24 protein-coding genes are annotated in these 26,187 nt (G+C 71.4%); 5 read left to right on the top strand and 19 right to left on the bottom strand.

Going from position 1 to position 26,187, the window contains the following annotated elements; all coding sequences use genetic code 11:
• Window positions 1–129 precede the first annotated feature (129 nt).
• The gene (locus tag ACZ4Z5_RS10335) at window positions 130–735 is read right to left on the bottom strand and encodes a dTDP-4-dehydrorhamnose 3,5-epimerase family protein (protein WP_468259464.1); all 606 of its coding nucleotides are present in this window, start codon (window positions 733–735) and stop codon (window positions 130–132) included.
• Window positions 736–1,061: 326 nt separating this feature from the next.
• Window positions 1,062–3,368: an ATP-binding cassette domain-containing protein gene (locus ACZ4Z5_RS10330; RefSeq protein WP_468259461.1), complete on the bottom strand. Its 2,307-nt coding sequence runs from the start codon at window positions 3,366–3,368 to the stop codon at window positions 1,062–1,064.
• Window positions 3,369–3,600: 232 nt separating this feature from the next.
• Between ACZ4Z5_RS10330 and ACZ4Z5_RS10325 the strand changes: the two genes are divergently transcribed.
• Both ACZ4Z5_RS10325 and rfbB read left to right on the top strand, forming a co-directional pair.
• Window positions 3,601–4,461: a class I SAM-dependent methyltransferase gene (locus tag ACZ4Z5_RS10325; RefSeq protein WP_468259458.1), complete on the top strand. Its 861-nt coding sequence runs from the start codon at window positions 3,601–3,603 to the stop codon at window positions 4,459–4,461.
• 100 nt (window positions 4,462–4,561) lie between these two features.
• Window positions 4,562–5,572 carry a dTDP-glucose 4,6-dehydratase gene (gene rfbB, locus ACZ4Z5_RS10320; protein WP_468259455.1) on the top strand — a complete coding sequence of 337 codons (1,011 nt, stop codon included), beginning with the start codon at window positions 4,562–4,564 and terminating at the stop codon, window positions 5,570–5,572.
• A gap of 84 nt (window positions 5,573–5,656) precedes the next feature.
• Here the strand turns inward: rfbB and ACZ4Z5_RS10315 are convergent, their stop codons facing one another.
• The 6 genes from ACZ4Z5_RS10315 to rdmE all read right to left on the bottom strand — a co-directional run bounded on the left by ACZ4Z5_RS10315 (window position 5,657) and on the right by rdmE (window position 12,806).
• Window positions 5,657–6,895: a DUF418 domain-containing protein gene (locus ACZ4Z5_RS10315; protein ID WP_468259453.1), complete on the bottom strand. Its 1,239-nt coding sequence runs from the start codon at window positions 6,893–6,895 to the stop codon at window positions 5,657–5,659.
• Window positions 6,896–6,915: 20 nt separating this feature from the next.
• Entirely contained in the window at window positions 6,916–7,725 is an 810-nt protein-coding gene (locus ACZ4Z5_RS10310) for an FkbM family methyltransferase (protein ID WP_468259450.1), read from the bottom strand.
• 77 nt (window positions 7,726–7,802) lie between these two features.
• On the bottom strand, window positions 7,803–9,086 hold the full coding sequence (locus ACZ4Z5_RS10305) for an activator-dependent family glycosyltransferase (RefSeq protein ID WP_468259447.1): 1,284 nt from the start codon (window positions 9,084–9,086) through the stop codon (window positions 7,803–7,805).
• A 37-nt stretch (window positions 9,087–9,123) separates the two neighbouring features.
• A complete protein-coding gene (locus ACZ4Z5_RS10300; RefSeq protein ID WP_468259444.1) occupies window positions 9,124–10,251 on the bottom strand; it encodes a cytochrome P450 family protein in 1,128 nt (375 codons plus the stop codon).
• A 61-nt stretch (window positions 10,252–10,312) separates the two neighbouring features.
• Window positions 10,313–11,107 (bottom strand): phytanoyl-CoA dioxygenase family protein, encoded by a 795-nt coding sequence (locus tag ACZ4Z5_RS10295; protein ID WP_468259439.1) that lies wholly within the window; start codon window positions 11,105–11,107, stop codon window positions 10,313–10,315.
• A gap of 91 nt (window positions 11,108–11,198) precedes the next feature.
• On the bottom strand, window positions 11,199–12,806 hold the full coding sequence (gene rdmE / locus ACZ4Z5_RS10290) for an aklavinone 12-hydroxylase RdmE (RefSeq protein ID WP_468259436.1): 1,608 nt from the start codon (window positions 12,804–12,806) through the stop codon (window positions 11,199–11,201).
• A 166-nt stretch (window positions 12,807–12,972) separates the two neighbouring features.
• On the opposite strand from rdmE, the gene ACZ4Z5_RS10285 reads away from it, so the two are divergent.
• Complete coding sequence (locus ACZ4Z5_RS10285) at window positions 12,973–14,256, top strand: activator-dependent family glycosyltransferase (RefSeq protein ID WP_468259433.1); 1,284 nt, start codon at window positions 12,973–12,975, stop codon at window positions 14,254–14,256.
• Between the two features lie 68 nt (window positions 14,257–14,324).
• Here the strand turns inward: ACZ4Z5_RS10285 and ACZ4Z5_RS10280 are convergent, their stop codons facing one another.
• From ACZ4Z5_RS10280 to ACZ4Z5_RS10230, 11 genes are all read right to left on the bottom strand, one after another.
• Window positions 14,325–14,693 (bottom strand): helix-turn-helix transcriptional regulator, encoded by a 369-nt coding sequence (locus ACZ4Z5_RS10280; protein ID WP_468259430.1) that lies wholly within the window; start codon window positions 14,691–14,693, stop codon window positions 14,325–14,327.
• 25 nt (window positions 14,694–14,718) lie between these two features.
• A complete protein-coding gene (locus tag ACZ4Z5_RS10275; protein ID WP_468259428.1) occupies window positions 14,719–15,573 on the bottom strand; it encodes an ABC transporter permease in 855 nt (284 codons plus the stop codon).
• On the bottom strand, window positions 15,570–16,454 hold the full coding sequence (locus ACZ4Z5_RS10270) for an ABC transporter ATP-binding protein (RefSeq protein ID WP_468259425.1): 885 nt from the start codon (window positions 16,452–16,454) through the stop codon (window positions 15,570–15,572). The genes ACZ4Z5_RS10275 and ACZ4Z5_RS10270 overlap by 4 nt, the downstream gene beginning before the upstream one ends.
• A gap of 213 nt (window positions 16,455–16,667) precedes the next feature.
• Window positions 16,668–17,954 carry a cytochrome P450 family protein gene (locus tag ACZ4Z5_RS10265; RefSeq protein WP_468259422.1) on the bottom strand — a complete coding sequence of 429 codons (1,287 nt, stop codon included), beginning with the start codon at window positions 17,952–17,954 and terminating at the stop codon, window positions 16,668–16,670.
• Between the two features lie 67 nt (window positions 17,955–18,021).
• Window positions 18,022–18,795 carry an SDR family NAD(P)-dependent oxidoreductase gene (locus tag ACZ4Z5_RS10260; RefSeq protein WP_468259418.1) on the bottom strand — a complete coding sequence of 258 codons (774 nt, stop codon included), beginning with the start codon at window positions 18,793–18,795 and terminating at the stop codon, window positions 18,022–18,024.
• A complete protein-coding gene (locus tag ACZ4Z5_RS10255; protein WP_468259416.1) occupies window positions 18,788–20,140 on the bottom strand; it encodes an activator-dependent family glycosyltransferase in 1,353 nt (450 codons plus the stop codon). Before ACZ4Z5_RS10255 ends, ACZ4Z5_RS10260 begins: the two co-directional genes overlap by 8 nt.
• Window positions 20,140–21,093: an aromatase/cyclase gene (locus ACZ4Z5_RS10250; protein WP_468259414.1), complete on the bottom strand. Its 954-nt coding sequence runs from the start codon at window positions 21,091–21,093 to the stop codon at window positions 20,140–20,142. The genes ACZ4Z5_RS10255 and ACZ4Z5_RS10250 overlap by 1 nt, the downstream gene beginning before the upstream one ends.
• 30 nt (window positions 21,094–21,123) lie before the next feature.
• The gene (locus ACZ4Z5_RS10245) at window positions 21,124–21,909 is read right to left on the bottom strand and encodes an SDR family NAD(P)-dependent oxidoreductase (RefSeq protein ID WP_468259412.1); all 786 of its coding nucleotides are present in this window, start codon (window positions 21,907–21,909) and stop codon (window positions 21,124–21,126) included.
• 8 nt (window positions 21,910–21,917) lie between these two features.
• Window positions 21,918–23,138 carry a ketosynthase chain-length factor gene (locus ACZ4Z5_RS10240; protein WP_468259409.1) on the bottom strand — a complete coding sequence of 407 codons (1,221 nt, stop codon included), beginning with the start codon at window positions 23,136–23,138 and terminating at the stop codon, window positions 21,918–21,920.
• A complete protein-coding gene (locus tag ACZ4Z5_RS10235) occupies window positions 23,135–24,415 on the bottom strand; it encodes a beta-ketoacyl-[acyl-carrier-protein] synthase family protein (RefSeq protein WP_468259406.1) in 1,281 nt (426 codons plus the stop codon). The genes ACZ4Z5_RS10240 and ACZ4Z5_RS10235 overlap by 4 nt, the downstream gene beginning before the upstream one ends.
• Window positions 24,415–24,765 carry an antibiotic biosynthesis monooxygenase family protein gene (locus tag ACZ4Z5_RS10230; protein WP_468259404.1) on the bottom strand — a complete coding sequence of 117 codons (351 nt, stop codon included), beginning with the start codon at window positions 24,763–24,765 and terminating at the stop codon, window positions 24,415–24,417. Before ACZ4Z5_RS10230 ends, ACZ4Z5_RS10235 begins: the two co-directional genes overlap by 1 nt.
• 227 nt (window positions 24,766–24,992) lie before the next feature.
• On the opposite strand from ACZ4Z5_RS10230, the gene ACZ4Z5_RS10225 reads away from it, so the two are divergent.
• Both ACZ4Z5_RS10225 and ACZ4Z5_RS10220 read left to right on the top strand, forming a co-directional pair.
• On the top strand, window positions 24,993–25,427 hold the full coding sequence (locus ACZ4Z5_RS10225) for a SnoaL/DnrD family polyketide biosynthesis methyl ester cyclase (RefSeq protein WP_468259401.1): 435 nt from the start codon (window positions 24,993–24,995) through the stop codon (window positions 25,425–25,427).
• Window positions 25,428–25,479: 52 nt separating this feature from the next.
• Window positions 25,480–26,100 (top strand): mycothiol-dependent nitroreductase Rv2466c family protein, encoded by a 621-nt coding sequence (locus tag ACZ4Z5_RS10220; protein WP_468259399.1) that lies wholly within the window; start codon window positions 25,480–25,482, stop codon window positions 26,098–26,100.
• Window positions 26,101–26,187: the final 87 nt, after the last annotated feature.

Here is a 26,187-nt window from a genome sequence, read left to right as displayed (position 1 = left end):
CTCTGTTCGGCGGGTAGCGTGTGTGGGAGGTGGGGGGGGTCCCCCCCCCCACCCCCCCCCCCCCCCTCCCCCCCCCCCCCCCCCCCCCCCCCCCCCCCCCCCCCCCACCACTCGTCGTACCGCCGTGGATCAGGCGGACCGCAGGGCGCGGTCGATCGCCAGACACTCGGCGTAGTCGGGCAGCAGCCCGTCCGAGGCCGCCTTCTCCAGGGTGGGTGCCGCGAGATCGCGCTCGGACAGGATCGGCTCGATGTCACCGGGAATGGGCAGGGCCAGTTCCGGGTCGAGAATCGACAGCGCCAGCTCGTTCTCCGGAACGTACTCCCCGGAGAGCAGATAGGAGACGACGGTGTCGTCCTCCAGCGCTACGAATCCATGGGCGACGCCGACCGGGAAGTACACGGCGCGGAATGTCACGGTGTCCAGCAGCACGGCATCCCAGCGGCCGAAGGTCGGTGACCCGACCCGGATGTCCACCGCGATGTCGAGCGTCTTTCCCCGCGCGCAGTACACGTACTTCCCGCATCCCGGCGGCGTCGTGGTGTAGTGCAGTCCGCGCACCACTCCCCGGCGCGACCTGCTGTGGTTCGTCTGTGCCACGCGGAACAGCGAATTCCCGGTGGCGGCCGAGAACGCCGACTCCTGATAAGGCGACAGAAAGATGCCGCGCTCGTCGTCGAACACCCGTGGCGTGAATTCGATTGCGCCCTCGACGGAGAGTTCCCGCGACTGCATGGTGGAAACCATAACCGACTCCGATTCAAAGCCTTGTTGCTCGGTCTGCGTTCCATGTGCGCCTGGGTCCCGTGTCCGGCGTGCCAGGATGGGGGGGTCCGCCACTGGGCCCGCGAGCTGCTGCCGATGATGGCCCCGGCATCTCGCACGTGCCTCAACGACGGCTGGACGCCGGACACCCCAAGGGGGCGTCCGGTGGATCAGGGGCGGACAGCCCGGGTCGTCCGGTGCCGTGGATTGCAGGGCGGAGCATCGGCGACCGACGACAACGCCGCAAGCCGCGGTGCCAGACGGGCCGGGCCCGGCCATGATCCACCGGACACCCCCTACGGGGCGTCGGGCGTGGCGACGTACTCGCGCAGGTGCCGGGCGGTGAGGGTGTCGCCGTGGCCGACGAGATCTACCGGGGTGCCCGTGAACACGACCCGGCCGCCTTCGTGGCCTGCGCCGGGTCCGAGGTCGATGATCCAGTCGGCATGGGCCATCACGGCCTGGTGGTGCTCGATGGCGATGACGGTGTTGCCGGCGCCCACGAGCCGGTCGAGAAGGTTCAGCAGCTGGTCCACATCGGCGAGGTGCAGTCCGCTCGTCGGCTCGTCCAGGACGTAGACGGCGGCCTTCTCCGCCATGTGGATGGCCAGCTTCAGGCGCTGGCGCTCGCCGCCGGACAGCGTGGTGAGAGGCTGGCCCAGGCCGACGTATCCGAGGCCGACGTCGGCGAGACGGTCCAGGACGGCCCGCGCCTGGCCGGTGGTGAAGAAGTCCCGGGCCTCGTTCACCGTCAGGGCGAGCACCTCGCTGATGTCCTTGCCCCGCAGCGTGTAGGTGAGCACCTTCGGGATGAACCGCTTGCCCTCGCACTCCTCGCAGAGCGTCGCCACGCCCGCCATCATCGCGAGGTCGGTGTAGACCAGCCCGATGCCCCGGCAGTTCGGGCAGGCGCCTTCGGAGTTCGGGCTGAACAGGGCGGGCTTGACACCGTTGGCCTTGGCGAAGGCGGTGCGGATCGGGTCGAGGAGACCGGTGTACGTGGCCGTGTTGCTGCGCCGGGAACCGCGGATCGCGGACTGGTCGACGATGACGACTCCGTCCCGGCCGGACAGTGATCCGTGGATCAGCGAGCTCTTGCCCGAGCCGGCGACGCCGGTGACGACGGTCAGCACGCCGAGGGGCACGTCGACGCTGACTGCCTTCAGGTTGTGCAGCGTCGCGCCGGTGATCGGCAGGTGTCCCGTGGGCCGCCGCACCTGTTCCTTCAGCCGTACGCGGTGGTCCAGATATCGTCCGGTCAGTGTCTCCGAGCGGCGCAGTCCGGCGACGTCGCCGGTGAAGCAGATCCGGCCACCGGACGGCCCGGCGCCCGGGCCCAGGTCGACGACGTGGTCGGCGATCCGGATCGTCTCCGGCTTGTGCTCCACGACGAGGACGGTGTTCCCCTTGTCGCGCAGCCGGAGCAGGACGGAGTTCATGCGCTGGATGTCGTGCGGGTGCAGTCCGACGGTGGGTTCGTCGAAGACGTAGGTGACGTCGGTGAGGCTCGACCCCAGGTGCCGCACCATCTTGACCCGCTGGGCCTCGCCGCCGGACAGCGTGCCCGACTCGCGGTCCAGGGTCAGGTAGCCGAGGCCGATCTCGACCAGGGAGTCGAGCAGTTCGCCCAGACTGGCCAGCAGCGGCGCCACCGGGGGTCCGTCGATGCCGCGGACGAACCGGGCCAGTTCGCTGATCTGCAGGGCGCAGCACTCGGCGATGTTGAGCCCGTTGATCCGGCAGGACAGCGCGGCGGGGTTGAGCTTGCTGCCGCCGCACGCTCCGCAGCGGGCGAAGGTCACCGCACGGTCGACGAAGGCCCGGATGTGCGGCTGCATCGCCTCCCGGTCCTTGGCCAGGTAGAGGCGGCGCACCTTGACCATGAGGCCTTCGTAGGTGGTGCCGGTGCCGCCGTGGAGCAGCTTGATCTTGGTGGCGGTCCGGTGCATCAGGTCGTCCCACTCGGTGGGGCTGAAGTCCTTCACCTTGACGTCGGGGTCGAAGTAGCCGGAGTGCGCGATCGACTTCCAGTACCAGGAGCCGACGGTGAAGTTGGGCACGGTGATCGCACCCTCGCTGAGGGAGCGTTCGACGTCCACCAGTTCGTCCACGGCGAGCGTGGAGACCCGGCCGACGCCCTGGCACTCGGGGCACATGCCCTCGGGCACGTTGAAGCTGAACGCTCCCGAGGTGCCGATGTGCGGGGTCCCTAACCGGCTGAAAATGATCCGCAGCATGGTGTGCGCGTCGGTGGCGGTACCGACGGTGGAACGGGAGTTGACGCCCATCCGTTCCTGGTCGAGGACGATCGCCGCGCTCAGGTTGCGCAGAGCGTCGACATCGGGACGGCCGAAACTCGGCATGAAGGACTGGATGAATGCGGTGTAGGTCTCGTTGATGAGGCGCCGGGATTCGGCGGCGACGGTGCCGAAGACCAGCGACGTCTTCCCCGAGCCGGAAACTCCGGTGAAGACGGTGAGGCGGCGCTTGGGAATGTCGAGGGATATATCGGCCAGGTTGTTCTCCCTGGCACCCCGGACCTCGATCACATCATGGCTGTCGGCCTCATGTGGCTGAATACCGACCTGCTCTGCGGAAGTCATCGGATCACCTTATTTTACCCCTCAGGACGTGTAAACACGGTTGTTCCCTGCGCGCACACTCCTGCGCCGGGCGGGGTTTTCATCCAGTCGCACTCCACCTGGCTTCGAGCGCTTTCGAAGGGGGCGGCCGGACGATGGTGGGCCGGACAGCTTGTTCCGTTCGCCTGTGGCGTCGGGCACCCGACCGTCTCGTCATCCTTTCGCAGTCCGTGGGAAATTCCTGGGAGCGCACGTGGACAAGAAAACGTACAAGGCCCGTGTAACGGCGGCCTTCGACCGGGCCGCGGGGTCCTACGACCGCCTGGGGGTCACCTTCTTCACCCCCATGGGGCGACGCCTCGTCGAACGAGCGGAGCCGAAACCGGGGGAACGAGTGCTCGACGTGGGCTGCGGCCGGGGGGCGTGCCTGTTCCACGCCGCGTCCCTCGTCGGCGACTCGGGCCACGCCCTCGGCATCGACATCGCTCCCGCCATGATCGAGGAAGCGCGCAAGGAAGCGGCGCAGACCGGCGCCGGCAATGTCGAACTCCGGGTGATGGACGGTGAGTCCCCCGATCTGCCGGCGCGCTCCTTCGACGTCGTCACCGGCAGCTACAGCCTCATCTTCTTCCCGGACGCCCGGGCCGCCCTGCCACGCTACGCCGAACTGCTCGCCGACGGCGGGCGCATCGCCTTCACCAGCCCGGTGTTCACCGACGACACCTTCCCCTTCCTCCCGCCGGTCTTCACCGAACTCATCCCGAGGTCACTGCTGGAGAACCTGCCGCCGCAGTGGCAGCCGGACGAGCTCCGGCGGCGCTTCAACAGCTGGCTGGCGAAGGAGGCGGACCTGCGCCGGGCCCTGGAGTCCGCAGGGTTCCACGAGGTCGAGATCGCCGACGAACCGGTCGACCTCGTGGCCCCGTCGGGCGAGGCATGGGTCACGTGGTCCCATACCCAGGGCATGCGGCTGCTCTGGGAGAACCTGCCCGACGACGACCGGCTACGGCTGCAGGTACGGCTCACCGAGGCGCTGGACGCCATGCGTACGGACGGCGGTCCCCTGTCGATCGAGACGCCGGTGCGCTACGTCACGGCGCACGTGGCCCGTTGACCCCCCGTACGACGCCCGCGTACGCCGCGGGCCCGAAACCGTCCGCAGCGGGATGCCGCGCAGCCGGCCTCCCCTGCCCGCATCCGAAGGGCCGTCCGTCATGAGGTTGCTGGTCACCGGTGGCGCCGGTTTCATCGGCTCCCACTACGTGCGGAGCCTGCTCGCCGGCCGCTATCGCGGATACGAGGACGCGCGGGTGACCGTCCTGGACAAACTCACCTACGCGGGCACGCTCAGCAACCTGCCGCGCGACCATTCCCGGCTGACGTTCGTCCACGGCGACATCTGCGATCGCGAGCTGCTGACGGACCTGCTGCCGGGGCACGACGCCGTCGTCCACTTCGCTGCGGAGTCCCATGTGGACCGCTCCATCGCCGGCTCGGCCCCGTTCGTCACCACCAACGTCACGGGGACCCACACCCTGCTGGACTGCTGCGCCCGCACCGGGGTGAGCCGGTTCGTACACATCTCGACGGACGAGGTGTACGGGTCGGTGGACGCGGGACGGTCCTCGGAGGAGTCCCCGCTGGCGCCCAACTCCCCGTACGCGGCCTCCAAGGCCGCGAGCGATCTGATCGTCCGGGCCTTCCACCGCACCCATGGGCTGTGGACCTCCATCACCCGCTGCGCCAACAACTACGGACCCCACCAGTTCCCCGAGAAGCTCATCCCGCGCTTCGTCACGAACCTGCTGGAGGGCAGGAACGTCCCGTTGTACGGCGACGGACTGCACGTCCGGGAGTGGCTGCACGTCGACGACCACTGCCGGGCGGTCCAGCTCGTGCTGGAGTCCGGCCGGGCGGGGGCCACGTACAACATCGCCGGCGGGACGGAGCTGACCAACCGGGACCTGACCCGGCTGGTGCTGCGGGAGCTCGGCGCCGACTGGGACCGGGTGGACCACGTCGCCGACCGCAAGGGCCACGACCGCCGGTACGCCCTGGACGCAGAGAAGATCAGGAAGGAACTCGGCTTCGAGCCGGGAATCCCGTTCGAGCACGGATTCACCGAGACGGTCCGGTGGTACCGCGACAACCGTGCCTGGTGGCAGCCGCTCACCGGGCGTACGGCCGAAACGGCGACGGCGCTGCCCGCGTCGCGGCGCGGCTGAGCCGATACGGAGAGCCCGCCCGTCCTCGGAACGGAGCCTCGGGACGGGCGGGGCTCGGTCCGGAGGACGGGCGGCGGGCCGGCATCACGGCCGTACGGGGGTCTCCGGCGTACTGCGCAGCTCCTCGTGCCGGTCGCCGGACCGTCTCCCGCCACCACGGGTCGCCCTGTGCAGCAGGGCCTCGGCGGGCCCGCTCCTGCCTCTTCGGCGCAGCAGTTCGGCGAGCAGCACACCGGCGCACCAGGTGCCGACGGCGACGGCGGCCGAGCCGAGGACACCGACACGGTCACCGAGCCCGAAGGCGTACGGGGCGAACAGCACCAGCCAGACGACCGACTGCCACACGTAGCAGCTCATCGACCGCCGGCCGCACGCGGCGACCGCGGTCACGGCCGCACTCCGCCGGTTCTCCAGGCGCAGTGCGAGCAGCGCGACCGCGGCGGCCAGTGCGCCGCCGCCCGCGTACCCGGTGAGGACGTGCAGCACGCTGAGACCCAGGGTCACGTCCGAGGGGGTGGTGGTCCACGTCCCGGAGGTGATCATCGCCAGGGGGAGACCGCCGGCGACGCTGAGGGCGGTGCCCGTCACCGCCAACCGCCGCAGCAGGGACCGGTGACGGCCCGGATCCTCCAGGATGCGCAGCCGGGCCGCGTACGCGCCGATCAGGAACGGGCCGAGCGACACGAGGGCGAACAGCGGTGTGGTGAACACCCAGGTGCCCACGCGGTACGCGGCGTCGGACACCGGATCGGCGGCCAGGAACAGCGCCGCCGACGGGTCGGCGGGGTCGCCGGAGGCGTTCGCGGACAGCACGCTCCCGTACAGCACCGAACCCGCGACGACACCGGCGCCCGCGACCGCGCAGAGAGTGCGGCCACGGGCAGCGGTCAGGCCGACGGCCACCAGCCCGAGCAGCCCGTAGGCGCCCAGCACGTCCCCGGCGAACAGCAGCAGCGCATGGACGGCACCGAACAGCAGCAGCCATCGGGCGCGCCGTCGCAGCACCTTGCGGGCCCCGGGGCCGTCCCGCCCCCGCTCCCTCTCACGGGCGAGGATCCGGCCCGTCCCGTACCCGAACAGCAGGGCGAACATGGGGAAGCTGCGGCTGTCGGCGAACACGGTGAGCAGCCCCGCTGTCAGAGCGTCCGCCGGTGAGCCCGCGACCGGCGGATACCCCCGGATCACCGCGGCGCTCCCGCTCACGAACATGTGGGCGTGAACCAGGGCGACGATCAGCAGCATGAGGCCCCGGGCGAGATCCGGGGCGAGCGCACGGTGCCCCGGAGACCCGGAGCCGGACGTACGCGACGCGCCGTCGCTCATCGTCCTTCCTCCTCGGCGAGTCAGTCCCGCTCCGCGAGCACCAGGTGGACGCTGCCCCCGACGTAGACCCCCCACTGGGAGACCGTGGCCTGGAAGCCGAGGCCGGCCAGTCTCGACACGACCTGGCCGAGCCTGCCGTCGATGTCGTGGACTTCGAGGAGGACCCGGCGGATGCGGGGCCAGCAGGCGGGATCGATACCGTCGAGGACGTCGAGTTCACCGCGCTCGACATCGATCTTGAGCAGGCCCACCCGGTCCACGTCGTGCTCCGCCAGGACGTCGGTCAGCGTGGTGACCTCGACGTGTACCCGCTGGGTCACGTTGAAGGTCCGCCGTACGACCTCTCTGGTCCGTTCGTCCGCGTCGATGTTGTCGAGGTGCGCCTCGAGGTTGCGGGCGTCGTCCTCGGCGTCGTCGTACAGCGTCGAGGCCGAGGACACATAGGGACGGTAGATCAGCTCGGACTTCCCGGGCTCGGCACCGAGCGCCTGCCGGGACGCCGTCGCACCCGGAAGGTGGCGGGCGAGGTTCTCGGCGAGGCAGGAGTACGCCTTGGGGGCGGGTTCGAAGGCGAGGATGCGGCTGTCGGGCGCCAACTGCGCGAAGAGCAGGGACGCCAGCCCGATGTGGGCGCCGACGTCGATGACGGTCTCGTCGGGGCGGAGGCCCTCGGCCGCCCTGCGGTAGGGGGTGGCGCTGCTGATCTCCTCCCAGAGGGTGTGTGCTTCCGCTTCCTGCACCGCCGACACCACGCGGCCGTCGGCCAGTTCGCAGTGCGTGACAGGAAGGTCGGTGGGCAGTTCGTCGGGGAGATCCCACGGATTCGGCATGCCGACGACGCTGCCGGACCCGTCTCGAGGAGCGCACGAGGAGCACTGGTCCACCGTGACCGGGCCGGCGGGCCCGGTCACGCACCGTGCCGGTGCTCCCTGGTCATCCTCTCGAGGACCGGCACGGCCTCGTTCGGGGTCGGCATGGCACGGATCTCCTTGGCGAGGTCCCGGGCCCGCTCGGCGTACGAGGGGTCGTCGAGCAGCCGGAGGATCCTCTCCCGCAGCACCTCGGCGGTCAGGTCACGTGCGGAGACGGCCAGGGTGGCACCCGATTTCTCGTACTCCTCCCCCATGTCCTCGCTCACCCATTCGTAGCCGACGATGACGACCTGGGGCACGCCGTGCAGGTCCGCCGTCGCCTTCGTCTGGTAGCCGGCGTGGTGCACGATCACCGAGCACGACGGGGCCAGTTCGTTGAGCGGCACGAAGTCCGTGGTCCGGATGTTCTCCGGCAGCTCGGGCAGGGCGTCGCGCTGTGCCGGGTCGAGGGCGGCGATGATCTCGACGTCCAGTCCGGCGAGGCTCCGGAACAGGGCGGCGAGGGTGTCGTCGAGCCGGAACCGCTCGGACTCCTCGCTGGTGATGGACGTGCCGAGGGTGACGCACACCCGTCGGCGCTCCGCCGGTTCGTAGAGCCACCTCGGCACCACGCAGCGCCCGTTGTACGGGACGTAACGCATCGGCACGGTGGGCAGCCCGAGTCCCTGGCGCAGACTGCCGGGCCGGGTGTCGACGACCCACTGGCCCGTCAGCATCGTCTCGTCGAACCGCCGGTCGCTGCCGAGGCGTTCGAGCGTCCAGTCGATCCACTCCGCCGTGGGGTCCTCGCGCAGCGGCTCGGGCTGCAGGTCGCGGTGACGTACGAAGTGTCCACGGGTGACCATCTGGAGGGCCAGCTCGGGGCCGGACACCAGACGCGCGTGGGCCGCCCCGCTCGCGACGGCCACGATCGCCCCGGCGATGGAGAAGCTCTCCCAGATCACCAGATCCGGCTGCCAGCTGCGGGCCACCTCCATCAGCTGGTCGATCTGCGCGTCGTTGTTGAGCGGCTGGTAGAGCGCGGGAACGACCATGTTCTCGTAGGAGAGATGGTCCTCCCAGGTCACCTTCGACGGGTCCTGCTTGCTGGTGCCGATCTCGTTGAAGAGGGAGATCGCCTCCTTCTGGAAGCCGTCGAGCTGCTCCCACAGGGTCGGCGATTCGATGGGCACGGCGGTCAGGCCCGTCTGGGTGACGGTGTCGACGAGCCGTTCGTTGCAGGCCGCCTGCACCTCGTGGCCCGCGGTGCGCAGAGCCCAGGCCAGCGGCACCATCTGGTGGAAGTGATTGCCCTCGATCGAGGTGAACAGGACTCGCATCGCCGGATTCCTCTCGTCGTCCTCTCCGTCGGCTCCGTCAGCCGGTGGCCAGCGGGCAGCTGAGCAGCCGCCTGGTCACCGGCGAGCGGCGGCTGCGCAGCTGCGGGCCCGACCGGCGGGGCCGGAGGCCCGCGGCCACCAGTGCGCGCACGGCGGCTTCGGCCTGGGCGCGGGCGAACGGCAGCGTCACCCGGTGGTACACGGCGGGGACGAGCGCTTCCGCCGGGCGGCCGGTGACGAACCGGCCGGGCTCGGCGAAGACCGCGGGATCCCGGTTCGCGGCCCCGACGAGCACCACCACCCGCTCGCCCGCCGGCACGCGCTGCCCGGCGAACCCGGTGTCGGCGCCGACGGTCGTCGCATGGCACTGCACCGGGGAGTCGTACCGCAGTGCCTCGGCCACGACCCGGTGTGCGTGCTCGGGGTCCTCGGCCACGCGCGACCACTCCTGCGGATGGTCCGCCAGCGCCAGCACGGCGCTCGCGACGAGGTCCGCCGCGGTGCGCACCCCCGCGGTGGCCAGCAGCACCGCCGCCGGCGCGGCGGCGGTGCGATCGCGGTCCGGTGCCGTGAGGAGCGCCCGCAGCCGGCCGACGGCGGTCACCGCGCGCCGGGTGGCGTCCAGCCGCTGCGGGCACAGCAGGCCGTCGAGGACGACCCCGGCGGCGGCGCAGGCTTCGGAGAGTTCCCGGTGGTGTGCCGGGGGCACCGCGAAGGTCTCGGCGAGCAGGGCCACCGGGACCCGCTCCGCGAGGTCGGTGACGAGGTCGAAGTCCCCCGCCAGGCCGTCGACCACCCGCTCGCACACGGCTGTGACGGCGGAAGGCGTGACGGCGGCCGCCACGAGCTCGTGCAGCCGCTCGTAGTGCGCGTCGTCGCCGCCCAGCCCCGCGCCGTCCACCGGTACGAGGGTGTCCTCGCCCGTCGCCGGGCGGTGCGGCACCGCCTCGTCCAGCAGTGTGCGGGCGAGGCCGTGGTCCGCCGTCACCCAGGCACCCGTGGCACTGCGCCACAGCGGGCCGAGCGCGCGGATCCGCTCATAGTTCGGATGGGGGTCCTCGGCGTGGCCGCGGAGCACGTCGGCGTACGGGTCGCCCTTGACCCGGTGCAGCCACACCTCCCCGTTCGCCCGCTGCAGCCGCCGGCCCAGCTCGCCGATCTCCATGCGATTCCGTGTCCCTTGAACGACGCTCACCTGAATGACGCACACCCCTTGGCGGTCCCCTCTAGACGAGGGGGAACTTCTCGTTGTCCAGCGGATCACCGGGCGTCATGTGGGCGATGTGGGCGTCCTCGGTCCCGGGCCGGTAGGTGGTGTCGGCGTCCATGTAGACGATGCCGTGGCCCATCCGGGGGTTGTCGGTCAGGTTCGGCCCGGCCATGTGCACGGTGCGGCAGTGGTGGAAGGCGACGTCACCGGCCTTCAGCGGGACGGTCGTCCGGGGCTGCCAGGCATAGTCCGGCCAGATGTCGGCAATGGCCCGGTGCTCCGCGAAGCTGGTCATATGGGTCTGCCGGTAGGCGGCGTCACGCAGATGGGAACCGGGCACGTAGCTGAGGCAGCCGCTCTCGACCGGCACGTCGACCAGCGCGACCCATGCGGTGAGCGTCCGTTCGAGGCCGTCGAGCGGCAGGCCCGTCTCGTCGTCGTGCACGAGGGTGGGCAGGGTGCTCAGGGTCTTGCGGCCCGTCTTGAGGAGGATGTCGGTGCTGTACAGGCGCAGCGGGGCGCCGGCGAGACGCTTGGCGATACCGGTGATCGACGGGTGCAGCGCGAGATCGCGCAGCGCCTCGTGCTTCAGCCATGCCTGGGCGATGAAGTGCACCTGCACCGCGTCCTCGCCCGCACCCCAGATCTCCGGGCCGTACTGGGCCATCAGTTGCTCGGAGGCCGTCCGGAACCGCTGCACCTCGGCGGCGGAGAGGACCTGCGGGACACGGACGAAGCCGTTCTCCTGGTAGTACCGGTGGGCCTCGTCGGTGAGGACGCCGGCGGTGCCCGGGTCGGTTCGGACCGTCATCGCGGATCCACTCCTTCGTCTTCGTCTTCGTCGCGTGATACGGACGTCTGCGGTTCGGGCCGGGACCGGACGGGGCCCGGCGGGGGCGCGTTCAGCGGGACAGCACCTGGGCCAGTACGTCGCGCAGGGTCGCGGCGGGGTCGTCGGGCCGGACGGCGGTGCGCCAGGCGACGACGCCGTCGGGCCGGATCAGGCTGGCGCCTCCGGTGCCGGTGCCGAACCGTTCGGCGAGTTCGCCGTCGGGGTCGCTCAGATCGGTGGCCGGGCCGTGGACCTCGACGGGAACGCCGAGTTCCTTGCTCACGTGCCGGGCCCAGTCCGTCCAGCCGGCGCCGTCCTCGCCGGTCATCAGGAGCCAGCCTGGGCCGAAGAGGTCCACGGTGGAGATCCGCTCACCCGCCCGGACCACCCACACGTGCGGCATCCGGAATCCGGGCCGTCCGGTGGGCCGGGCCGGGGACTCGACCCGGCAGGTGTCGTCGTCGTCGATGACGACGGCGTCCGAGCGGTACCGGAAGCCGAGGATCACCTCGGCGTAGCCGACGGGGCCGGGCATCCGGTCCCGGAGGTGCGGGGCGAGCCTGGAGGCGTAGAGGTGCATGGCCTCGTCCGTCACCAGCTGGGCCACCCGCCTGCGCTCGGGCTCGTAGCTGTCCAGCAGCCCGGGCCCGGCCTGGCCGGTCAGTACGGCGGACAGCTTCCAGGCCAGGTCGTATCCGTCGCCGATGGCCGTGTTGCCGCCGAGCCCGCCGGTGGGCGGTACGACCTTGGCCGCGTCCCCGACCAGGAACACCCGCCCGTCGCGCCACCGTTCGGCGATACGGGCCGCCATCTCCCAGCGCTGGACGTCCAGCACCTCTGGTTCCAGCTCGGGTGCGTCCAGGCCGATACGGATCAGCTCGACGCAGCGCTCCGTGGTGAAGTCGTCGGCGGATTCGCCGCGTCCGGGGTCGTACTCGACCAGGAAGGTGTGCCGCTCGGGCCGGACGCTGCCGATGAAGACGCCGCTGAAGTGAGGATTGCGCAGGTAGTACAGCCCGGAGGCGTCCGGCGGGAGCACGTCCGACAGATCGGCTTCGAAGATCGTGCCGACCACGTGGGAGAGCGACCCGTGGCCGTGGCGGGCGATACCGAGCCCTTCCCTGATGGAGCTGCGGTCGCCGTCGGCGGCCACGAGATAGCGTGCCCGTACGGTGGTCTCCTCGCCGCTCCCACGGTCGCGCAGCGTCGCGGTCACCCCGTGCTCGTCCTGCTCGTAGGAGACCAGCGCGGTGCCGAACCTGAGCAGCGCTCCGTCCCGGAGCGCCCGTTCCCGCATCAAGGGCTCCAGCTGGTCCTGCCAGGCCAGCGCCCAGGGCATCGGTGAACAGGGCGCCGTGGTGGCGACCAGGTGGTCGAAGCCCTCCTCGAAGGTGTCGAGCACCTCCCCGCGTACGGTCTCGGCGACCCGGGTCGTGAAGTCCCCCTTCGCGCCTCGGTGGCCGGTGACCTGCTGCACCTGCCCGGCGATCCCGCCGAGCCGCAGCAGTTCCATGGTGCGCGGGTTCTGGCCGATCGCCCTGGGGTGGATCGACGTCGTCGGATGCTTCTCGGCCATGAGCACCCGTACGCCCAGCCGGGCGAGGAACATCGTCGTGGACAACCCGCCCAGGCCCGCGCCCACGACCAGGACATCGACTTCCGTGCCGGCTCCGGCCATTGTCGTTCTCCCCCTTCGGTGCGGCGCCCGGTCGGACCACCGGTGCTCGGGGCCGAGACTCGCCGGTGTGCTTCGAAGTCCGCTCGAAGCCGGCCGACCGGTTCTCGTGCGTCGCTGCGGGATTCCTCGAGCGCCGTGCGAAGAGGCACCTGCAGGGTGAGGGCCCATGCGAGTGCTGTTCACGCCGTTCCCCGCAGGCACCCACGTCCACACCCAGGTACCGCTGGCGTGGGCGATGCGGGCCGCAGGACACGAGGTCCGTGTCGCCACCCGGCCGGATGTGGTCGAGGACATCAACAACGCCGGCCTGACCGCGGTCCCGGTCGGCGGGATCCTCGACGTTCCGGCCACGATGAACCCGGAGTACACGGACGAGCCTGAGGAGATCCGCGACGAAGCCTGGCTGGACGTCCTGGACATCAGCGAGACCCGGCCGGAGAAGCTGACCTATCCGTATGTGCACGGGGTACTCACCGCGTGGACGTCGTTCGTCTACCAGAACACCCTGCCCGACGACACGACCGAGGAACTGATCGGCTTCGCCTGTGACTGGCGGCCCGATCTGGTCGTGTGGGACACCATGTACTACCCGGGAGCGCTCGCGGCGCGGATCAGCGGCGCGGCCCACGCCCGGCTGATGTTCGGGCTGGACCTGGTGGGGCTGATGCGCCGGCACTACCTGAGAGGGCTGGCCGCACTGCCGCCGGCGCTGCGGGAGGATCCGCTGGAGGAGTGGATGAGCCGGATCCTGCGGCGCCACGGCCAGGAGTTCACCGAGGACCTGGTGGTGGGCCAGTGGACCATCGATCCCGTTCCGCAGTCACTCCGGCTGCCCGTCGGTCTGCCGACCGTGCCGGTGCGTTACGTGCCGTACAACGGCGAGGCCACGGTCCCCGGATGGCTGCGGGAGCCGCCCCGGCGGCCCCGCGTCTGTCTCACCCTCGGCCGATCGTTCCGCGAGGTGGTCGGTGCGGACCGGACGTCCGCCGCCGACCTGCTGGCCGCGGTGGCGGAGCTGGACGTGGAGGTGGTCGCCACCTTCACCGCGGACCAGCTCGATCCCGGCCGGCCCGTGCCGGACAATGTGCGGGTCGTCGACTTCGCCCCGCTGGACGCCCTGCTGCCCACCTGCGCGGCGATCGTCCACCACGGCGGTTCGGGGACGCTCCAGACGGCACTGGCGCACGGTGTCCCCCAGGTGATGGTGCCCGCGAAGATGTGGTGCAACGTCCCCAAGGCGCACCGGGTACGGGACGCGGGCGCCGGGCTGTGCATCGATCCGGAGGAGCTGACTGCGGACGGGCTGCGCGCCGCACTGGTCCGGCTGCTGGAGGAGCCGTCGTTCCGCACGAGCGCGGACCTGCTGCGCCGTGAGGTCCTCGGCACACCGGCTCCTGCCGACATCGTCCCGGTCCTGGAGAGGCTGACTGCCGGACACCGGGCGCTCTAGATCGCCCGGTGTCCGGCCTACCGCGGCCGTGGGGGGCTTGCTCGACGCCCCCTACGGCTGCGGGGTCTTCATGCGGAGTCGGGCGAGGTGCTCCCGATCCGGGGGAACGGGGCGGTCGAGAAGACCACCTCGACGGGGACCTCGAAGTACTCCGCGATCCGCAGGGCCAGGTAGAGGCTGGGGCTGTACTCACCGCGTTCCAGGTAGCCCACCGTCTGGTAGTGCACCCCGAGGGCGTCGGCGAGCTGCCTGCGGGTGATGGCACGCTCCACCCGCAGCACGGCTATGCGGTTGTACACCGTCTCGTTCCCGGCGCCGCCCCGGGAACGCCCCTGCTCGCCGGCCGCCCGCCGGCCCGCGGCGGGTTTGCCGTTGCCGGGCCGGGGGTCCGATGCCTCGGCCCCCGGTTCCGTCGCCGGCGTGCCACGGCGCGTCAAGCCGCCCCTGCTGCCGGATGCCCTGTCACCCAACGCGCTTCAATGCCTCCTGCTGTCGTGCCTCGACCTTCGACCCCGTCTCGCCGCGCGCCGTACGGGCCAGGACCCTCGGCGCGATCAGCAGCGCGACGACGGCCCAGGCCAGCAGCACGACCGCGGTCATGGGCCTGCGCCAGGAATCGCCCAGCTCGACGGCGACCGCCGCGTCGGGCAGCAGCGCAGCGCGGGTGCCCAGTCCGACCCAGTACACGGGGAAGATCTGCGCGATGCCCTGGAGCCAGCCGGCCAGCGAGGTGATCGGATAGAAAATACCCGAGATCGCCATCAGTCCCATCGTCGGGAAGATGCCCCACGTGTTGGCGCCGCGCGGGTTCTTCACCATCGCCCCGACGATCAGGCCGATCGGCAGGGTGGCGAGCAGCCCGAGGGCCAGCACCCACAGCAGGTTCAGCCATTTGGCGGGGTCCCCGGTCACCAGGTCGTCGAAGAGGAACACGCTGGGCACCAGGATGATCGTCAGCGTGAGCAGAGTGCTCAGCGCGATGCCCAGCACCCGGCCGGCGATGTAGCCGACGAGACCCTGCGGCACGGTCCTGGCCCGCAGCAGTGTGCCGTCCTCCCGCTCGGCCGCCAGCGCGAACGCCGCACCGCCCAGCGCCTGGAAGGCCAGCAGTCCGCCGATCATGCTGGGCATGGACAGCGTCGCCAGCGAGAGATCGGTGCCCTCCACGGTCGAGTTCCGCATGAAGAACAGCACACCGAGGAAGATGCCCCCGAGCAGGAGGTAGTAGATGATGTCGCCGGGCGTGGTCAGGCTCTGCCGGAACTCGGTCCAGCCGCGGCGCAGACCGAGCCGTACGGCGTAGACGGTGGGGTTCACTGGCCTGCCTCCCGGAACGCTGCGATCGCCTCTTCGGACCGGCCGGCCTCGAACTGCCGGACCATGGTCATGTACGTGTCCTCAAGGCTGGCCCGACGCACCTCGAGGTCGCGGACCCGGTCGCCGTGCTGCTTGAACAGCTCGTGTACGAACGTGCTGGCGTCGGGCGTGGCGTGGACGAAGTGCTCGCCGCCGACGCTCCAGCGGACCTCGGCCTTGCCCGACGCCTGCCGGGCGAGCTGGTCGGCGCTGCCGTCGGCGACGATCTGACCGCCGGCCAGGATCAGAATGCGGTCCGACAGCTTCTCGGCCTCGTCGAGGTCGTGCGTGGTGAGCAGGATCGTGGTGTCCTCGAGGTCGGAGAGCCGGTGCACCACGTCGTGGAAGTCCCGGCGGGCCTTGGGGTCGAACCCGACCGTCGGCTCGTCCAGGAACAGCACCTCCGGCCGGCCGACGATGCCGATGGCGACGTCGAGCCGCCGGCGCTGCCCGCCGGACAGGGACCCGACCTTCTGGTCCGCCTGCTCCTCCAGGCTGACCATGGCGATCAGCTCGTCCACGTCCCGCGGACGGGGGCGCTCGGCGGTGGAGTAGGGCCGGTAGAAGTCGCCCAGCTGGGCCAGCAGTTCCCGGACCTTCCACTTTCCGTGGTCCCGCCACGACTGGAGCACGATGCCCAGCCTGGCCCGCCACTGTTCGTCACCCTTGGCCGGATCGACTCCGAGCACACGGACCTCGCCGGCCGAACGGGTGCGGAATCCCTCCATGATCTCGATGGTCGTGGTCTTCCCGGCGCCGTTCGGCCCCAGCAGCGCGAGGACCTCGCCCCGGCGGACGCTGAAGTCCACCCCGTTCAACACGTCCTTGGATCCGTATCGCATACGGAGTCCGCGAATGTCGATCACCCGTTCGCCTAACGAGCCCTCAGGCACCCCCGCGGCCTCACTCAGCTCCTGCAGATCGCTTGCCCCTGCCATAGGCCCTCTACCTTTCGATCAGACCTGTTAGATCAACGATAGTATCTCTACTACGAGTTGCACAAGTCACATGGTCGAGGGCCCGTGACACGCCGTGAGGAAGGCGAGGTCGGAGGGTCAAAGGGCCAGGGGCAGCTCCAGGACGGCTCCGGTCACCGCGGACCGAAGCCGCCGCAGTACGGGCCCGGTGCGCCGCGCGCCCGGCGCCTCGGCCGCCAGGACACGCAGCCCGGACTCGGCCTGGAGCCGCACCAGCGGTGCGAGCAGCGACGTGGGGAGACCCTCGGGGAACGCCAGGTGATCCCCCGTCCGCTCCACCGCCGGGTCGAAGACGGACGGCTCCGTATGGACCGCGGAGTCCCGGCCGGCAGCCTCGACCGCCACCACGACCTGACTCCCGGCCGTGACGGCCGTCCCGGCCAGTTCGAGGTCCTCGAGCGCATACAGGGGCACCAGCCGGACGGGCGGGGCGTACCGCAGTGTCTCCTCGATCACGGACGACACGGAACCGGGGTTCTCGCACAGGGACCGCCAGGCCGCTGGGTGGTCGAGCAGGGCCGCCAGCGCGTCGCAGAACAGGGTCGCGGACAGTTCGGACCCGACGAGGGCCAGCAGCATGCACAACGACCGCACCTCGTCGTCGTGGGTCGCCGTCAGCAAGGCGCTGACGAGATCGTCGCCGGGACTCCCACGCCGCTGCGCGATCAGATCGGTGATCAGGGACCGCATGCCCTCGACGGAGGTGACCAGCGCCTCTGCCGTACGCAGGTGCGGCGAGCACACCATGGCGTCCAGGGCACCCGCCGCACCCCGGCACAACGCGGCGAAGCGGTCGCGGTCGTCCTCCGGAACGCCGAGGAGTTCCCGTACCACGTCGGCCGCGAACGGGTCCGCCACGTCGGCACGCAGGTCGAACTCGGTGCCCGCGGCGGCGAGGGCACGGCGCTGGGCGCGCTCGACCGCGGGCCGCCACCGCTCCAGGGCCTTCGCGCCGAGCAGCGGTTCGAGCAGCTCGCGCACGCGCTCGCAGTCGGCCCGGCCGGCGGTCAGGAACATCTCGCCGAAGGGAAGGATCTCGCGCAGCGCGGGGACTTCCCACGGCATGGGCTCCCGCTGCTCGCCTTCGTCGTCCGCCGTGGACGCGTCCGCCTCGGGGTGCCGGACGCTCAGCCGCGCATCGCCGAGCGCGGCCGCGGCGACCTCGTGACGGGCCGTCACCCATGCCTCGGCGCTGCTCCAGTAGAGCGGGCCCCGCTCCCGGATCCGTTCGCCGAGCAAGTGCGGGTCGTCGTCCGCGTCCCGTACCAGCAGGGCGTAGGGGTCGTCCTTGGTGCCGATGATCCACTGGACGCCCCGGTGCGTGAGCAGCACCCGGCCCAGGTCGCTCTCGGTCATGCTCACCATGCCGTCAACTCCGCTTCTCCGGGTTCCTGTTGTGGTCCGTCCCGATGCCGGCCCGGGCCGGCTCGTGTCATGTCAGGGAGAGGCCGCCGTCGACCGGCAGCACGGCGCCGGTCAGGTGGCGGGCGTCCGGCCGCGTCAGCTGCGTGATCCACCAGGCGATCTCCTCGGGGGTGCCGACCCGGCCCTGCGGTGTCAGGGCGCCGACGTGGTGGAGCATGCCGTCGTACTGCTCGGGCGACATGCCCGCCCGCTCCGCGAACCCGGAGTCGACGAGCCCGGGGGCGACGCCGACGACCCGGATGCCGCGCGGGGCGAGCTCGACCGCCCAGGTGCGGGTGAGGAAGTCCAGCGCCGCCTTCGCGGCGCCGTACACGCCGTTGCCCGGCCAGGCCCGCAGCCCGCGCGCGCCGGACGAGCTCACGTTCACCACGGTGCCGCCGCCATCGGCCGCGAGAGTGTCGAGCGCGCACCGGGTGAGCAGCACGGGCGCCGCGAGGTTCGTGCCGAGCTGGGCGGCCACCTGCTGCGGGTCGACATCGGCGAGGGCTCGGTGGCCGAGCACCGCCGCGTTGTTCACCAGGACGTCGATCCCGCCGAGCTCGCGCCGCGCGGTGTCCACGACCCTCCGGGGCGCCTCGGCCTCGGTGAGATCGACGGCGAGCGTCCTGATGGTGTCGTACCCCTGCGCGGTGCCGGCGAGGTCCTCGGCCGTGCGGCCGACGACGAGGACGGCCGCGCCCTCGTCGGCGAAGGCACGCGCGGTGGCCCTGCCGATACCGGAGCCGCCACCGGTCACCACCACCGACCGGCGGGCCGCGGGCGGAGAAGTCGTGTCAGACATCGTTCCTCACAGGGTCGTCTCGTCCCGTGGCGCCGTGTCCCGTGGCGCCGGGACGCCGGTGCTCGGCGGTGAGCGACTCCAGGACCGGGACGATGTCCCGGGGGGAAGGGGTGGCCAGCGTCTCCCGGCGCAGCCGGTCGGCTCCGGCGGCGAACGACGGCTCCGTCAGCACCCGGGTGAGCGCGTCGCGCAGGGCCTCGGCGGTCAGGGTCTCCGCGTCCAGGCGCAGGCCTGCGCCGGAGCGTTCCACGAGAGCGGCGCGTACGCCGTTGTCCCACATCGTGCCGGTCACCAGGACCTGCGGGACGCCGTAGAGGAACGCCGTGTGGACCGTGCCGGATCCGCCGTGGCTGATGACGGCGGCGCAGCTCGGCAGCAGCACGTCCATCGGGACGAAGTCGACTGCGCGGACATTGGCGGGAAGGCCGTCCACCTCGCCCAGCTGGCGGGCGTCGAGGGTGGCGACCACCTCGACGTCCAGTCCGGCGACCGCTTCGATCAGCTCGCCGATCGAGGCCTGGTCGCCGCCCATCACCTCGCGGTGCGACACTCCGAGCGTCAGGCACACCCGGGGTCGCCCGGGCGGCTCGCGCAGCCAGGGCGGGACGCTGCCCCTGCCGTTGTAGGCGACGCAGCGGACGGGGACGTACGGCAGGTCGACCGGGAGCCGCAGGGAGGCAGGTACCGGGTCGATCGTCCACTGGCCGGTCACCAGGTCCTCGGTGAACTCGCCGCCGTAACGCTCCATCACCCAGCCGAGCCACTCCTGCACGGGGTCCTCGCGCAGCGCGGCGGGCCGTCTGCGCACCTCGGCCAGATAGCTCTCGCGCATGCGTCCGACCAGGTCCAGGCCGAACATCAGCCGGGCGTGCGCCGCGCCGGTGACCCGGGCGGCGACGGCCCCGGCGAAGGTCAGCGGGTCCCAGACCACCAGGTCCGGGCGCCAGCCGCGGGCGAAGTCCACCAGGTCGTCGATCATCTCGGCCGACGAGTAGTTCTGGAAGACCGCCGAGGTCATCGCCGTGAACACGCCGTGCATATGGTCGTACGTCAACTTCTCCGGGCGCAGCTCGTCCATGGCCAGCAGGAGCTGGGCGTCCGGCACATCGTCGGCGTAGGTGTCGCGGGAGGCGTCCTCGCGCTCCCGCAGCTCCTCCATCACCTGGTCCTCGTTGAGCTCCCGGCCGACCGGGACCGCGGTCAGACCGGTACGGGCGATCACCTCCCCGAGGTCGGGGTGGCTGGCCATCCGGACCTCGTGACCGGCCACCCGCAGGGCCCAGGCCAGTGCCACCTGGGCGTGGACGTGGTTGCGGGCGCCGAAGGTCGTGAACAGGACGCGCATCAGCGCTCCCGCGCCGCTCGCTCGGCGTACTCCTTGGCGAGCAGCATCGTCGCGGTGCTGTTGCGGCCGAGCGCGTCACGGACGAAGGTGCGGGCGTCCTCGACCGTGGCGCCCTCGCCGAGGACCGGAACGACCGCGTCGGGGTTGAGCACGACGGTGTGCGTCGAGGTGACGGTGCACCCGGACGGGCTCTTCTCGATCCGCCAGCGACCGTTGTGGACCGTCATCAGCGCGGGTGTCCGCAGCTGCTTGTAGACGATGGCGCCGGCCGGGAAGCAGACCCGCACCGACTTCGTGGTGTGCACGGCGCCGTTCGGGGTGAGCGTGTCCATCTCCAGCAGCTGGAGGTTCGGGGTGTCCTCCTCGAGCTCGACCCGGCTGACGTGCGGCAGCCGGGCGTCCCACTGCCGCGCGTCGTAGAGGAAGTCGTAGACGTCGGCGGGGTCGCCGTCCACCTCCACCACGTCGTCGAACTGCAACGACAGATCACCGGCACCGGGCCCGGGCGCCTGTTCCGCGGCCCGCTTGAGCGCGGCCAGTTCCGCGTCGCTGTTGCGGTCGACGGCCCGGGTGATCCACTCCACCCCCTCCGGGTCGTCGTCGACGGCCCGGAAGTCGTGGGTGAGGCGGACCAGGGTCCGGGACTCCGACAGCGGCTCGACGATCCATTCGCCGCCCATGGAGGCGACGGGCCGCTGGGACACCTCCTGGCGGAAGCCCACCCGCAGGCCCTCCGGGTCCAGGACGCGGCGCGAGGTCCACGTCTTGACGGCGTCGTTGGCGGTCGCCCAGATCCGGATGCGCTCCTCGCCCGCGGTCCGCTCCAGGACGTCCACGTGCACGGTCGGGGGGAACACCCGCGGCCACGCCTCGACGTCCGCGATCAGGCCGAAGACGGTGCGCGTGGGTGCCTCCACGGTGATCCGGTGCTCGGCTCGGTGGTTGTTCGACATGCTGCGGGCCTCCTGGTCCTCGCGCCGGCCTCAGTAGTTGCCCAGTCCGCCGCAGACGTTGATCGCCTGCGCGGTGACGGGGGCGGCCTGTTCGGTGACGAGGTAGCCGACCAGCCCGGCGACCTCCTCCGGGGTGGTGTACCTGCCGAGCGGGATCTTCGCCTCGAACCGCTCCAGCACGGCCTCTTCCGTGGTGTCCCAGACCTCCGCGTAGCCCTTCCGTACCCGCTGTGCCATAGGCGTCTCCACATAGCCGGGGCAGACGGCGTTCACGGTGACGCCGCTCTTGGCGAGTTCCAGGCCCAGCGCCTTGGTGAAGCCGACGACCCCGTGCTTGGACGCGGAGTACGGGGCGCCCAGCACCACGCCCTGCTTGCCGCCGGTCGACGCGATGTTGATGATCCGGCCGGTGCCCCGCTCGAGCATGCCGCCCGTGGTGAGCGCCTCGCGGGTGACCCTGAGGACGCTGTTGAGGTTGGTGTCGACGACGTCGAGCCACAGCTCGTCGGTGATCTGCGCGGTGGGGCCTCCCCCGCTGCGGCCGGCATTGTTCACCAGTACGTCGACCGGGCCGTACCGGTCGACGGCGGCCCGGACGAAGGCGCCGACCTGCTCCGTGGAGCGTACGTCGCACGCCTGCCCCGCGGCGTCGTACCCCTTGCCGCGCAGCCGTTCGACGGTGAGCGCGACGTTCTCGGGGTCACGGGCGCAGATGGACACGCGCTGCCCGAGCTCGCACAGCAGCGTGGTGACGGCGAGCCCGATACCACTGGTGGCGCCGGTGACCACGGCGTGCCGGTCGTCTTGAACGGACATGTCTCTCCTCATCGTTGTCGGGTCACGACCGCGGCCGCGTTGAAGCCGCCGCGTCCCCTGGCCAGCACGAGCGCGGCGGACACCGGTACGTCGCGGGGGTCGCTCACGAGGTCGACGGCGTACTCCGCAACCGGCCTCCGTACGTTCGCCGTCGGTGGGATCACCCCGTCCCGGATGGACAGCACGGCCGTGGCGAGGTCCAGCGCCGCTCCGCCGGCGGCGAGCCGTCCGGTCATCGACTTGGGCGCGGTCACCGGTACGCCGTGCGCGCCGAAGACCTCGCGGACGGCCTCCGCCTCGGCGCGGTCGAGTTCGGGGATGCCCGCGGCGTCCGCGAACACGACGTCGATGTCCCCGGGCCCCAGCCCCGCGTCGGCGAGGGCGAGTTCGGCGGCGCGCCGCAGGTTGGAGGGCCGGCCCGTCCAGGGCGGCGGGTCGAAGGTGGACGCGTACCCGGCGAACTCCCCGGGCCAGGACCGTACGCCGCGGGCGCGGGCCGACTCCGGGGACTCCAGGACGAACAACGCGCCGCCCTCACCGGGTACGTAGCCGGAGGCGTCCGCGTCGAAGGGCAGATACGCCCTTTCGGGGTCGTCCACGGTGCTGATCCGGCCGCCCGCGAGCTGGGCGACCCATCCCCAGGGCGACGGCGAGCCGTCGACGCCCCCGGCGATCACCATCCCGACGTCCTCGCGCAGATGTCGCCGGGCCTTCGCCAGGGCGTCCAGCCCGCCGGCCTGCTCGGTCACCACCACGCCGCCCGGGCCGCGCAGTCCGTGCCGGATCGAGATCTGCCCGGTGTTGACCGCGTAGAACCAGGCGAAGGACTGGTAGGCACTGACGTGCTCCGGGCCCTTGCTCCAGAGGTTGTGCAGTTCCCGGTGGCCGAACGCGAATCCGCCGGCCGAGCCGGCGGTGACGACACCGACGCCGTACTCCGGAAGGCCGCCGGGCTCCACCCCGGCGTCCTTGACGGCCCAGTCGGCGGCCACCAGCGACAGCCGGGTCATGTGGTCGGTCTGCGGCAGCAGCCGGCTCGGGATGCCGTGCTCCTGCGGATCGAACGCCTCGATCTCCCCGGCGAGCCCGCTGGGGTAGCGCTCCGCGTCGAAGCGGCTGATCGGGCCGATCGCGGTCCGGCCCGCCAGCGTGCTGCTCCAGTGGGCGGCCGCACCCATGCCGGTCGGCGCGATCACCCCCATGCCGGTGATCACCGCGCCGGCCGTCATGACATCGCCCTCTCCGGGCTCCGCAGCACCATCGCGCTCTGGAAGCCCCCGAAGCCGCTGCCCACGGTGAGCACGGTGTCCACGCGCTGCTCCCGGGCGGTCAGCGGCACGTAGTCGAGGTCGCACTCGGGGTCGGGCTCGTGCAGATTGGCGGTGGGCGGCACGGTGTTGTGCTCGACGGCGAGCGCGCAGGCCGCGATCTCCAGGGAGCCGATCGCCCCCAGGGAGTGCCCGATCATCGACTTGATGCCGCTGACGGGCACCCGGTAGGCGTGCTCGCCGAGGCTCCGCTTGAAGGCCGCGGTCTCGTGCCGGTCGTTCTGGACGGTGCCCGACCCGTGCGCGTTGACGTAGTCGATGTCCTGCGGGGCAACCGCGGACCGCTGCATCGCCACCCGGATGGCCTCCGCCATCTCCCGGCCGTCCGGGCGCAGTCCGGTCATGTGGAAGGCGTTGGAGCGGGAGGCGAATCCGCTGATCTCCGCGTACACGTGCGCGTCACGGCGGCGGGCGTGCCCCAGCTCCTCGAGGACGAGGACCGCGGCGCCCTCTCCGAGGACGAACCCGTTCCTGGTGCGGTCGAAGGGCCGCGACGCCCGCCCCGGATCGTCGTTGCGCGGTGTGGTCGCCTTGATCGCGTCGAAGCAGGCAAGGGTGATCGGCGAGATCGGGGCGTCGGTGGCGCCGGCCACCATCACATCGGCCGCGCCCTCCCGTATCAGCTCCACCGCGTGCCCGACCGAGTCCAGCCCGGAGGTGCAGCCCGTGGAGATCAGCGATACGGGGCCCTCGGCACCGACGTCATGGGCGACTTCGGCGGCGATCGAGCTCGGGACGAAGTAGTCGAAGAGGTGCCGCCCGGCATAGGAGTCGTCCACGTGCCAGTGGCGCCCGCCGTCGCTGACGACGGAGTACTCGTCCTCGAGGCTCATGGTGCAGCCCACGGCGCTGCCGATGGTGACGCCGGTCCGCGCCGGGTCCAGTTCCGCGGGTTCCAGCCCGCTGTCGGCGATGCCCTCCCGGGCGCTCACCACGGCGAACTGCGCGGCCCGGTCCATCCGCCGGGCCTGCTGCGGGGTCAGTCCCTCGCGCAGCGGGTCGAAGTCGGCCTCGGCGGCGACCTGCGAGCGGTAGGGGGTGGGGTCGAAGAAGGTGATCCTCCTGGTGGCGGTGCGCCCGGCGGTCAGCACCTCCCAGAAGGGCTTGCGCCCCACGGCGCCGGGAGCGACGACGCCGATGCCGGTGATGACGACACGGCGGCCGGTGGGAGTGGCCATCAGCGGTCCTCCGCCGCCGCCCGCTCCGCCGAGACGTACTGGCGGGGGACGTACAGGCCGGGCTCACCGGTGCTCAGTTCCCGTACCGCTGCGGCGTGCCGGGGGAAGGCGGGGTCGCCGACCGCCGTGCGGAACGCCTCCGCGTCGCGCCAGTGCGCGATGTTGACCCAGCGGGTCGGGTCCTCGGCGTGCCGGTGCAGGGTGTACCGCAGGAATCCGTCCCGGTCCGCCAGGAATCGTCCGGTCTCGGCGAAGGCCTTCTCGAACTCCTCCGGCGAACTGTGCACGGTGAACCGGTTGATGAAGGTGACCACCCCGCTCCCGATGGGATCAAGGTCGTTCGACTGCATCTCAACGCCTCCTTTCGCGTGCGACGTCGGGCTGTGACGATGTGGCGTCGTCCAACGTGGGCGCCGGCTCTCGCAGCGCGCTCAACAGCGTCTGGACGCGTGCCGCCGCTGTCCGGGCGGGGATCGAGGAGCCACGGAGGAGCGCATCGAGCGAACGTCGATCCGCTGCCCATCACGGTGTTGCGATGCTCGTCGGCGACGGGAACACCGAGAACCGGAGGCACGCGATGAGTCCTAACGTCGAAGCCGTACGGCGGATGATCAAGGCGTACAACACGGGCAGGACCGACGACGTCCATGAGTTCATCCACCCCGAGTACCTGAATCCGGCCACGATCGAGCACGGGATCGGTCAGGGGCCCGAGGCGTTCGCGATGGCGGTAGCCTGGCTGCGGACGACCTTCTCCGAGGACGCGCACCTGGAGGAGGTCAAGATCGAGGAGCGGGGCGACTGGGTCCGTGCGTACCTGGTGCTCTACGGCCGGCACGTCGGCCCGATGGTGGGTTTCGCACCGACCGGACGCCGTTTCTCCGGGGAACAGATCCACTTGCTGCGCATCGTCGACGGCAGGATCAGGGACCACCGGGACTGGCCCGAGTACCAGAGCACGTACCGCCAGCTCGGTGAGCCGTGGCCCGAGCCGGACGGCTGGCGCCGCTAGGGGTGTCCGCCGGACACGCCCCTGGACGAGAAGAGCCCGAGGAGCCGATCAGATGACCGAGCAGCGGACCGTCGACTTCTGGTTCGACCCCGTGTGCCCGTACACGTGGATCACCTCGCGGTGGATGGTGGAGGTCGCCAAGGTGCGGCCGGTGACCATCCGCTGGCGGGTGATGAGTCTGTCGGTGCTCAACGAGCACCGGGACGACAACCCCGAGGGCGAGTGGGAGGAGTACATGTGGGCGCCCGTGCGGGTATGTGCCGCGGTGGAGGAGCGGTTCGGCCAGCGGGCGCTCGGTGACCTCTTCACGGCGATGGGCACCCGCTTCCACCTCCAGGGCGACTGGGGGAACCTCACTGCGGCCCTGGCGGACGCCGGACTGCCGGAGGAGATCGCGGAGGTCGCCGAATCCACCGCGTACGACGAGGCGATCCGGTCCTCGCACGCGCAGGCCGTCTCCCTGGCCGGCAGCGACATCGGCACCCCTGTGGTGTCGGTCGCCGGGCCCGGCGGCGACCGGCTCGGCTTCTTCGGCCCGGTCGTCTCCCCCGCTCCTACCGGGGAGACGGCCGGACAGTTGTGGGACGGCTTCCTGCTGATGGCCGCTGTTCCGGGCTTCTACGAGGTCAAGCGCGCGCGGACCGGGGAGCCCCGGTTCGACATGGCCGACTGACCCGGCGCCACCGGGCGGGAGCACCCGCGCCCATGACCCGTGCCGGTGCGCGTACCGACATGGCCCGGACCGACGCACGTACCGGCG

It is taken from the genome of Streptomyces sp. NPDC030222 (assembly GCF_055573115.1).
This window is presented reverse-complemented; position numbering and strand designations above follow the sequence as displayed.